The sequence below is a fragment of the Sphingobium sp. AS12 genome, assembly GCF_019097845.1.
In the GTDB taxonomy this organism is placed as follows: domain Bacteria; phylum Pseudomonadota; class Alphaproteobacteria; order Sphingomonadales; family Sphingomonadaceae; genus Sphingobium.
Map to the genome: position 1 here is coordinate 1 of NZ_JAHRGM010000044.1, position 8,689 is coordinate 8,689.

Consider the following 8,689-nt stretch of genomic DNA (forward strand, 5'->3'; position numbering starts at 1 on the left):
CAGTACATCAATGGCTTCTACAACACCCGTCGTCGCCATTCATATCTGGGCGGCATCAGCCCGCTCGCGTTCGAAGCCAAGGTGGCATAATGAGATAGGTGACCGGCACAAAACCGTTACAAGTCCAGGCGGAGGGAAAATCGGTTCAGGCACTTGACCTCACCGGTCTCGCACAGAAGTTCGGCGCAGTGTATTGTCATCTCAAAGTCGCCGACAACGCTGATCAGTTGCGCGCAACCCGACTTTCGGTGGGCCAGTGTGACCTGTTGATCGGCGCCGACCTTGTGACAGCAGCGTCCGACGAGTCGCTCTCGCGTCTGCGTTCCGGTGCCACCGTTGCGGTCGTCAATGATCATGCCACTGTCACCGGTGCTTTCACACGGGACCGTGACTTCACTGTGCCGGTTTTCGCGCAACGTACCGCAATCGAACGATTCTGCGGTGCTGGACGGGTTACCTTCATAGAGGCGACCGAACTAGCCGAACAACTGACAGGCAACACAATCGGTGCCAACATAATGCTGCTAGGCTTCACCTGCCAAATGGGCTGGCTTCCAGTTGGGCATGGATCGCTCGAGCAGGCCATCGAGTCCAACGGTGTCGCCGTGCCCGCCAATCTCCAGGCGTTCGCACTGGGACGCATGTTGGCTCACGATCCGGCCGCGGTCACGAAGTTGGCTGAGGCCGGCAAGCCGCGTCGCGATAGTTTGGCAATGTCAGAAACGGTCGATGAACTTGTCGAGCGGAGGCGAGTCGATCTTGTGGCCTATCAGGGCGAAGCCTTGGCGACTCGCTTCCTGTCACTAGTAGAATCGGCACGGCAGGCCGAGAAATTAATTGCGCCTTTGTCGTCCAGCTTGACCGAGGCAGTCGCGCGCAATTTTTACAAACTGCTCGCCTATAAGGACGAATATGAGGTGGCCAGGCTGTTCAGCGACGGAACCTTCCTCGATACGCTAAAGCAAGGGTTCAGCGGTGACTACACGCTCCGCTTCCATATGGCGCCGCCAATCTTTTCGAAACTTGATCCGGCGACCAGTCGCCCCAAAAAGCGCGAATTCAAGCCATGGATGCTGTACGGGCTGCGCTTTTTGTCTAAGTTCAACGGCCTGCGCGGTACTGTTTTAGATCCGTTCGGTTACAGCGAAGAGCGCCGTGCTGAGCGTGCGTTAATCGAACGATATGAAATGTTCATGCGTGACATACTCGGTCAGTTGTCAGTCGTGAAATTCGATCATGCTCTCGCTCTGGCGCGCTGGCCACAAATGATCCGGGGGTATGGCCCGGTGAAGACCGAAAGTATGATCAAAGCAGACTTAGCGTTGCCCTCGCTACGGGCAGCTTTTGACGCCAATCCAAGTGATTATACGAGCCATCCCCCTAAAGTTGCGACCGCATAAGCGCAGCGCAACTCTTCAACGCCAAGATCTCGGGTGGGCATTCGCTGGGCAGCACCCTTTATCACGCGAAGGGTGGCAGCGGTCGGGCCATGGCCGACATGCCGCTGGTCATAGCGGGATTATGCACTCGTACGGCGCGCAAATGGCGACGATAAGTCGTGCGCCGCTTGCTCCCTAGACGGTAAAGATTTGGGCCTGGCGAGTCGCGGCAAATAGCAGCGCTAACTAACCTCCAAATCGTTCATCCAGCGTTGAGAATCTGGAAAACAGTCCGAGACAGTCGCCCGGGAGCCTGCGCCTGTCTCGGCAGAAGCAGCTTGCGGGCCTCTATTTTTTTGCATATAGTGCATCGCATTGCCTACAATGATCGCCCTTGTTGTGCGAGCTTGATGAGCTTTGCGGAGAGAAGAATGACCGGAAATCCCAGCCTTGTCGACACTGTCGAATCGACCCAATCGCGCGAAATTTTCTGGGACAAAGACGTATACAATCTCGAACTGGAGCGGATTTTCGGACGGTCATGGCTGTTCCTGGGCCACGAATCTCTTCTGCCAAAACCCGGTGACTTCATCACTACTTATATGGCCGAAGACAAAGTCATCCTGTCGCATCAGCCCGATGGTTCATTCCGGGCGTTCATCAATTCATGTACCCATCGCGGCAACCAGATTTGCCACGCCGACAGCGGCAATGCGAAGGCTTTCGTCTGCAACTATCACGGTTGGGTTTACGGGCAGGACGGCAGCCTCGTGGATGTGCCGCTCGAATCGCGATGCTATCACGGCCAACTTGATAAAGCGCGACTGGGCGCCAAACATGTCCGGGTAGAAACCTACAAGGGTTTCATTTTCGGCTGCGGCGATGCTGACGCACCAAGCCTCGAGGAATATCTGGGCGAATTCTGCTGGTATCTTGATACGATTTGGGAAGGCGCCGGCGGCGGGCTGGAATTGCTCGGCCCTCCGATGAAAAGCATTCTGGCTTGTAACTGGAAGGTGCCGACCGAAAATTTCGTCGGTGACGGATATCATGTTGGCTGGACCCACGCCGGTGCCTTGCATGGGATTGGCGGAGAACTCGCCGGTTTGGCTGGCAATCGCGCTGAAATGCCGTTCGAAGATCTCGGTCTTCAATTCACAACTCGGCACGGCCACGGATTTGGCGTGATCGACAATGCCGCCCCCGCTATCCACGTCAAGCGAGATGGTTGGGCAAAATATCTGGCCGACACGCGCGGTGAAGTGCTGCGGAAATTCGGGCCAGAGCGTGAGCGTCTTTATGTCGGTCACTGGAATTGCTCGATCTTCCCGAGTTGTTCGTTCCTTTATGGCACCAACACATTCAAAGTCTGGCATCCGCGGGGACCGCATGAGATTGAGGTTTGGACTTATACGATGGTGCCGCGCGACGCAGACCGGGAAACCAAGAGCATCATTCAGCGCGAAGCGAGCCGGAGTTTCGGAACGGCCGGAACGCTGGAAAGCGACGATGGCGAGAACATGTCGTCAGCCACATTTGTCAATCGCGGAAACATCACTCGCGACGGGCGGATGGACTCCAGCATGGGCGTTGGCTTCGAAGGGCCGCATCCGGTCTATCCAGGGATCGTCGGTTCCAGCTTTATCGGGGAGACGTCCCATCGGGGTTTCTATCGCTTCTGGAAGGAATTGCTGGATGCACCCAATTGGGATGCCGTGAAAGCGAACGACAGCGTATGGGACTCAGTTTTCCTCAATCGCGACTACTGGACGGCAAAGCTCGACGCGGCCGAGTAGTCGGTCACGAGCCCTAAAGCTTTTTCATAACTTACCGAAACCGGAGTGTTTATGTCGGTTGAACGAGTTCTGGCGGGATTAGACGTCCAGTACGCCATAGATATGCACTACCGCGCCGAAGTTCGATTATGGCAGACCGGACAATATCGCGAGTGGTTGAATAATATGGTAGCCGAGGACATCCATTACTGGATGCCGATCTACGAACAGCGATTTCTTAGGGACCGTCGTCCTGACCCGACGCCTGACGACGCCGCGATATATAATGACGATTATGGCGAACTTGATCAACGCGTTCAGCGACTTTATACGGGTACCGTGTGGATGGAGGATCCGCCTTCCAAAATCCGTTACTTCGTCAGCAATATCGAAGCGTTCGACACGGGGAACGGAGAATTCGACGTCTATTCGAACGTGCTCGTTTATCGGAATCGCCGCCAGCTTGAGATGACTGTGCATACACTCGGGCGCGAAGACAAGCTGCGCCGCGTTGACGACGGGTTTAAGGTCTTCCGACGTAAGCTACTGCTCGATGCAAGGGTTACCCAAGACAAGAACCTGTATTTTTTCTGTTGAACGTGCGCCGCAGAGCGCTGGAGAGGGAGACTCGATATGGAAGCTTATGCCGCGATCATCGAACGCAAGGGGGGTGAGTTCGTTCTTGATGCGATCGACATCGAGGAACCCCGCGACAACGAAGTGCTTGTCAAGATCGCTGCGGCCGGGATGTGCCACACTGATCTGACTGTACGAGACCAATACTATCCAACGCCGCTTCCTGCCGTCTTGGGCCATGAAGGATCAGGAATTGTCGAAAAGGTCGGGCGCGGCGTCACCACAGTTAAAGCTGGCGACAAGGTAGTGTTGTCGTTTAGCTATTGCGGAACCTGCCCGTCATGCATGAAAGGTCACCAGGCTTATTGCCCAAGCCTTTTTCCACTCAATTTCATGGGGCGCAGGCTGGACGGAACGACCCCGATCCGGCGCAATGGAGAAGAGTTGAATGCATGCTTCTTCGGTCAGTCCTCGTTCGCAACCTACTCAATCGCGAATGAAAACAACTGCGTAAAGGTCGCCGACTCCGCCCAGATCGAGTTGCTTGGTCCATTGGGTTGCGGAATTCAAACCGGTGCAGGCGCTGTCCTAAACGCCCTGCAGCCCGCCCCGGGTTCGTCGATCGCAATCTTTGGCGTCGGCTCAGTCGGGCTCAGTGCTGTGATGGCCGCTAAGGCTTCCGGTTGCCTTAAGATTATTGCAGTCGATCGCAATCCAACGCGGCTTCAATTGGCTCGTGAACTAGGCGCGACTGATCTTGTCGATGCAACGACCACCAATGCCCAAGAGGCGATTATTGCCCGAACCAATGGCGGCGCGGACTATGCGATCGATACCACTGCCATACCTCAAGTTCTGCGAAGCGCAGTGGACAGTACGCATACGATGGGGGAAACAGCCGTCGTCGGCGGTGCGGCGTTGGGCACCGAATTCACGCTTGATATGAACAACATGCTTTTCGGTCGCAAGCTACGTGGGGTGGTCGAAGGCTCAAGCACTCCCCAAGTCTTTATTCCGCAACTAATTGCCATGCGAGAGGCCGGCCTTTTTCCGTTCGAGCGGCTATGTACGTTCTACGATTTTGACCAGATTAATCAGGCTGTCGAAGACACAGAAAAAACAGGTAATGCGATTAAGGCCATTCTCAAGATGTGATTTGGCGATACAGCCGTGTTTGATCGATCTTGGCATCAGAGCGGGTGAGATTGATTATTTAACCGTATTTTAGATATACTACAAAGGCAGCCTATCCATTACAGGGATGATTGTAGTTATTGATGTAACTCATTAGGATATTTGCACCTATTGATGTGAAAACATACTCCGTCATTGGCCTGTTTCGAGAATTAGTCTATATCTCGTTAAATGTGGTCTGCGGTCGTCTAGAGAGGGGTATTGTGTTTATGTGACTGCCTCAGTGCCAACTGCATATCGTCCTATGCGCTTTTATGCGGGTGCCTGGTAAACTTTTGACGTACGCGCGATGACCTTAATTGATTGGATTTCGTAACATGCCTTCAGTCAGTTCCGAAGCTAAAATTAAAGGCGGTTAGTCGGTCGAAATACACCGTGCCGATCTCGGGTTACGACCAAGTTGTTTAGTCCTATCTGTTTACGCAATGCGGCTTTCAATTGAAGACTTGGTAAAGTTTAAAATGAATCAGGATGATTACAAGTCACAAAGTAGCAGACGGATGAATTCGATCGATAAACGGGGCACCAGCGTCTGGTCAAACTGTTCAGACACCTCTCCAGTTGGAAACGGACTTCGAGATGCCCGGCGATATTGGGCGGCTCTCTCGATCTGGTGTGCGATAATTCTAACCATTATTGACGCATCGATCGCTAGTGTTGCACTGCCCTTCATCTCCAAAGGGCTTCAACTGACCGCCGCGAAGTCGGTGTGGGTGATCAACGCCTATCAGATAGCAATCGTAATGGCCCTTTTGCCGATGGCAAAGGTGAGCGATATACTCGGCTACAAGAAAGTCTATCTGTCAGGCATTTTGCTTTTCATGATCGCCGCCTCTGGCAGTATCTTCGCTGGTAGCCTGACTATGCTCGCTGTCGCGCGTTTTGTGCAGGGAATTGGTGCGGCCGCGGTAATGGTAACCAGCGGAGCTTTGGTCCGGTCAATTTATCCTCCCGAACTCGTCCCGCGTGGAATTGGCTACAATACCATTGCCGTTTCCTTCGCCTCTGCATCGGGGCCAGCGGCATGCGCAGTGGTCCTCTCGTTTGCAAATTGGCATGCGGTGTTTGCCGTGGGCCTTCCGTTTGGTCTGGTTGCGCTAGCGCTCGGATGGTGGGCTCTCCCTTCCACGGCGTCTGCGAAACGCTCTTTTGACACGATTTCGGCACTAATGTGCTGTCTGGGTTTCGCTGCAGGTTTTTCTATTCTCAGTGATTTGGCCCAAAACTCCTCCTCAGAATGGACATTCATTAAAGTCGGCGTTGCGGTTTCTGCTATATTTTTCCTCCGGAAGCGTACTTCTATCAGCCATGAGTCGATGGTACCACTGGATTTGCTGAAGATGGGCTCTCTTCGTTTAGCATATGGCATGTCCGCTTCAGCTTATGCAGTTATGATACTGATAACACTATCATTTCCTTTCGTTCTACAACAACGGTTGCATTTCGGGCCTGAATTGATCGGCATGCTCATGGTTCCGCTGCCGATCGGCATCATGATTGCCGCATTCGTTGCCGGCCGCCTAGTTAATCGCTTTTCGTCGGCCGGGTTGTGTAGTTCGGGATTAATCTCACTTGCGGGAGGAGCAATTTGCCTTTCGTTTATACATCCGGGCAGCTCAGTGTTCTTGATAATTGCAGCGGTGGCCATTTGCGGTTTGGGTTTTGGGATTTTCCAAGTCCCGAACAACCATAGTATGTTGGCTACCGCACCCCATTCTCGCGCTGGAGCGGCTTCTGCAATGCTTTCCTTGTCACGGTTGATCGGCCAAACGCTAGGAGCATTACTGGCGGCGTCGCTCTTTCGCATGATCGGCGCGCAGAGTGATGCGCCAATTGTAGTTGCTGCTTTCATCGCTTTGACAGTGGCGAGCATAACGTTACTAATAAGATATCGAACAATAGTCTCGATAGGCTGAATAATAGAGGTTGAGGCGTGGTATGTCCGTGCCCGGGGGCATTTCCCCAACGATGATGCTGCCACCAAACTGCTATATCTGATCTTGAACCGATCGGAGAAAGAGTGGAAAATGCCCCCGCGTGAGTGGAACATGGCGAAGGCGCAATTTGCCGTGCTCTTCGGCGAACGTTTCATCAGGGCCATGACGGCCTGATGGTCAACCGCCTCGCCGCACACGAAATTCCTGACAGTCCCGCGGCCAGCGAAGCCCCGGCTGGGCGGCAACGCGCCGATCGCCCCCGCAAAACCAACCGGGGCTCTCTGCCTGCGCATTTGGAACGGATCGAGCAGGTCATCGATATCGACGATAAGGCCTGTCCCTGCTGCGCCGGCACTCTCCACCAGATCGGCGAGGATGTGGCCGAGCGGCTCGACGTCGTTCCTATTACTTTTCGTGTGCTGTTCACAAGCCGCCCGCGCTACGGCGGCCGTTCCTGCGAGAGCGCTGTCGTTCAGGCGCCGGCACCGGCGCGCATCATTGAAGGCGGCATCCCGACCGAAGCGCTGATCGCGCAGGTGCTGGTCGCTAAATATGCCGACCATTTGCCGCTCTATCGACAGGCCCAGATCTACGCCCGGCGGGGTATCCACCTGGACCGCTCGACGCTGGCAGATTGGGTCGGCCGGGCTGCATGGTATCTGCGCCCTTTGCGAGAGCGTATTCTTGCCGAGTTGCGGCAAGCCGAGCGGCTGTTCGCTGATGAGACGACTGCCCCGGTGCTCGATCCGGGACGCGGACGAACTAAGACGGGTCAGCTATGGGCCTACGCCCGTGACGATCGACCATGGGTGGCGGCGACCCGCCAATGGTCGCCTATGTCTACGCCCCAGATCGCAAAGCGGAACGGCCCGAGGCGCATCTCGGCACCTTTGCGGGCATCCTGCAGGTCGACGGCTATAGTGGCTATGCCGCACTTGCGCGGCGGCGCCAGCAGGTGCAACTCGCCTGTTGCGCGACGATCTGGGGTTCTTCCGCATCTTTGGTGCAAGTTGAGGGATTCACACGCGAATCGGGTGAGTGCATAGAGTCGGGATTACGGTCAGCGATGGTATTTGCTCGTGGTCCAGATGTCTTCGGTTTCTCCCGTTCCTGCAGGTTTGACGATTGTCAGTCGCGACGAAACAGCGGACGGGAGGCTCCATTTGGATGTGAGGCCAGTTCAGCGTTCCTCCTCGTGCCCCGGTTGCGGACGGCACTCGAGCAGCGTGCATAGCCATTACCAGCGCCATCTCTCGGATTTGCCCTGGCATGGACGGATTGTGGCGATGCGCCTCACGGCGCGGCGCTTTCGCTGCAGGACGCCTGATTGCAGGGTGCAGATATTCACGGAGCGATTGCCCGGGGTCGCCGCTTCGAGGGCGCAACGCTCCGATCGGCTTGCAGAGAGCCAGCGCGCTATGGCTCTTGTAGCGGGCGGTGAGCCGGGCTCCCGCCTCGCCCATAGGTTGGCGATGCCGGTGAGCGGCGATACATTGCTGCGGATGATCCGGTCGGCGCCTGTGCCGGGTTTCGTTGCCCCTACGATCGTGGGCATCGACGATTGGGCGTGGCGGCGCGGACAGCGCTACGGAACGATCATCTGCGACCTGGAGCGTATCCATCCGGCGAGACGCGCCTTGTCGTGAGGTAGGGGCCTGCTCTTAAGAACGCTCTCGATAGCACGCTTAGAACAGTGGATGCGGCAGATAACGGTAATGACCGGGCCGGAACGGCGGCGGCGTTGGAGCGACGAGGAACGACTGCAGATTTTGGCAGAAGCCTTTGCGCCTGGGGCCAGCGTTTTGGCTGTGGCACGGCGGCACGACAT

Annotated in this window: 7 protein-coding genes and 3 pseudogenes; all 10 read left to right on the plus strand. The window is 55.6% G+C overall.

All coding sequences use genetic code 11. From position 1 onward, the window contains the following. The coding region (locus KRZ98_RS24635; RefSeq protein WP_368389819.1) for an IS3 family transposase at positions 1-90 on the plus strand (90 nt) is incomplete at its 5' end. An 8-nt stretch (positions 91-98) separates the two neighbouring features. Beyond that, positions 99-1,400: a DUF6537 domain-containing protein gene (locus KRZ98_RS16205; protein WP_217674485.1), complete on the plus strand. Its 1,302-nt coding sequence runs from the start codon at positions 99-101 to the stop codon at positions 1,398-1,400. A gap of 410 nt (positions 1,401-1,810) precedes the next feature. After that, positions 1,811-3,175, plus strand: a complete 1,365-nt coding sequence (locus KRZ98_RS16210; protein WP_088189964.1) for an aromatic ring-hydroxylating dioxygenase subunit alpha — start codon at positions 1,811-1,813, stop codon at positions 3,173-3,175. A gap of 51 nt (positions 3,176-3,226) precedes the next feature. Continuing rightward, on the plus strand, positions 3,227-3,751 hold the full coding sequence (locus KRZ98_RS16215) for an aromatic-ring-hydroxylating dioxygenase subunit beta (RefSeq protein ID WP_088189963.1): 525 nt from the start codon (positions 3,227-3,229) through the stop codon (positions 3,749-3,751). Positions 3,752-3,787: 36 nt separating this feature from the next. Further along, the gene (locus tag KRZ98_RS16220) at positions 3,788-4,885 is read left to right on the plus strand and encodes an NAD(P)-dependent alcohol dehydrogenase (RefSeq protein ID WP_088189962.1); all 1,098 of its coding nucleotides are present in this window, start codon (positions 3,788-3,790) and stop codon (positions 4,883-4,885) included. Positions 4,886-5,385: 500 nt separating this feature from the next. After that, the gene (locus KRZ98_RS16225) at positions 5,386-6,840 is read left to right on the plus strand and encodes an MFS transporter (RefSeq protein WP_176401101.1); all 1,455 of its coding nucleotides are present in this window, start codon (positions 5,386-5,388) and stop codon (positions 6,838-6,840) included. Positions 6,841-6,864: 24 nt separating this feature from the next. Beyond that, a pseudogene (locus KRZ98_RS16230) lies at positions 6,865-7,035 on the plus strand (IS256 family transposase); the annotation flags it as partial. Between the two features lie 68 nt (positions 7,036-7,103). After that, positions 7,104-7,807, plus strand: a pseudogene (locus tag KRZ98_RS16235) (IS66 family transposase); the annotation flags it as partial. 244 nt (positions 7,808-8,051) lie between these two features. After that, positions 8,052-8,486: pseudogene (locus tag KRZ98_RS16240) on the plus strand (transposase family protein); the annotation flags it as partial. Positions 8,487-8,576: 90 nt separating this feature from the next. Continuing rightward, a partial coding sequence (locus tag KRZ98_RS16245) for a transposase (RefSeq protein WP_254798569.1) occupies positions 8,577-8,689 on the plus strand: 113 nt, incomplete at its 3' end.

Bases quoted from the DNA above. Each gene is read 5' to 3' on its own strand.
- KRZ98_RS16210 (WP_088189964.1), top strand. From the start codon at position 1,811: ATGACCGGAAATCCCAGCCTTGTCGACACTGTCGAATCGACCCAATCG.
- KRZ98_RS16215 (WP_088189963.1), top strand. From the start codon at position 3,227: ATGTCGGTTGAACGAGTTCTGGCGGGATTAGACGTCCAGTACGCCATA.
- KRZ98_RS16220 (WP_088189962.1), top strand. From the start codon at position 3,788: ATGGAAGCTTATGCCGCGATCATCGAACGCAAGGGGGGTGAGTTCGTT.
- KRZ98_RS16225 (WP_176401101.1), top strand. From the start codon at position 5,386: ATGAATCAGGATGATTACAAGTCACAAAGTAGCAGACGGATGAATTCG.